We start from the raw sequence: 1,630 nt of genomic DNA, 5'->3' as shown, positions 1-1,630 counted from the left end.
CGCCGCGGGGAGGGAAGAGTGGGCCCGTCCGGCCGGGATGCCGGGCGATGCATCGACGACGATGGCGAGGAGTGCCGTGACGACCAGTGGATCCGCGAGCGAGGGCGGCCGGGTCACCGGCCGCGGGATGACCATGAGCGATCTGCTCGCCCGCCACGCCCGGACCCGCCCGGACGCGGTCGCCCTGCGCGACGCGCGGGTCTCGCGGACCTACCGCGAGGCCGACGACCGGGTCACCCGCCTGGCCGACGCGCTGCTCGAGCGGGGCGCCGGGCACGGGGAGCGGGTCGCGGTACTGGGCCTGAACTCGGTCGAGGTGCTCGAGGCCTACCTGGCCACGCTGCGCACCGGCGCGATCTGCGTGCCGATCAACTTCCGGCTGGTCGCCGACGAGATCGCCTACGCGCTCGACGACAGCGGCGCGGTGGTCGTCGTCTGCGACACCGCGTTCGCCCCGGCCGTGGAGAAGGCACGGGAATCGGCGCCCGCGGTCCGCTCGGTGATCACCATCGGGGAGGGCCCGGAACCGCTGGAGACCGTGATCGCCGCCGCGTCGCCCACCTACTCCGAGGCACCGGTGGCCGACGAGGACCCGGCGTTCATCATGTACACCTCGGGCACGACCGGGCGTCCCAAGGGCGCCGTGCTCACCCACCGCAACCTGCTGCTGCACGCGTTCTCCCAGATCGCGCACCTGGGCATCGGCGCCGACGACAAGGTGTGGCTCTCCGGGGCGCCGCTGTTCCACATCGCCGGGCTGGCCGGGATGATCCCGCCGCTGATCACCGGCGGGCGCACGATCGTCGCCTCCTCGGGCGGGTTCGACCCGGCCGGGACGATCGCGCTGCTCGAGCGCGAGTCGGTGTCGTCCTGCTTCTTCGTGCCGGCCCAGTGGGCGGCCATGTGCACGGTGCCCGACATCGGCGACCGGGACCTCTCGGCGCTGCGGCGGATCTCCTGGGGCGCGGCGCCCGCGTCGACGTCACTGCTCCGCACGATGATCGACACGTTCCCGCAGGCCCAGGTCGTGACCGCGTTCGGGCAGACCGAGTGCAGCCCGGTCACCTGCACGCTGCGCGGCGAGGACGCGATCCGCAAGATCGGCTCGATCGGCACCCCGATGGTCAACGTCGAGGTCCGGGTCGTCGACGACGAGATGGCCGACGTCCGGCCCGGCGAGGTCGGCGAGATCGTCTACCGCGGCCCGACGGTGATGAAGGAGTACTGGAACAAGCCCGCCGAGACCGCCGAGGCGTTCCGCGGCGGCTGGTTCCACTCCGGCGACCTGGTCCGCGAGGACGCGGACGGCTACTACTACGTGGTCGACCGCAAGAAGGACATGATCATCTCCGGTGGCGAGAACATCTACTGCGCCGAGGTGGAGAACGTCCTGGCCGGGCACCCGAAGGTCGCCGACGTCGCGTTGATCGGGGTACCGCACCCGAGGTGGGGCGAGACGCCGCTGGCCGTGGTCGTGCCGGCCGACCCGGACGACCCGCCCACCGGTGCCGAGATCGAGGCGTTCTGCCGGGAGCGCCTGGCCGCCTACAAGCGCCCGACCCGGGTCACGGTGTTGCCCGAGCTGCCGCGCAACCCGAGCGGGAAGGTGCTCAAGACCCGCCTGCGCGAG

The 1,630-nt window shown here is 72.6% G+C and carries 1 protein-coding gene; it reads left to right on the top strand.

What is annotated here, in order from left to right:
* Positions 1 to 133: 133 nt before the first annotated feature.
* A partial coding sequence (locus I4I78_RS32325) for a long-chain-fatty-acid--CoA ligase (RefSeq protein ID WP_218615303.1) occupies positions 134 to 1,630 on the top strand: 1,497 nt, incomplete at its 3' end.

This window comes from Pseudonocardia sp. KRD291 (assembly GCF_019263595.1).
Taxonomy (GTDB): Bacteria; Actinomycetota; Actinomycetes; order Mycobacteriales; family Pseudonocardiaceae; genus Pseudonocardia.
The sequence above is the reverse complement of the archived record's forward strand: the minus strand, read 5'-3'. Positions and strand labels throughout refer to the sequence as shown.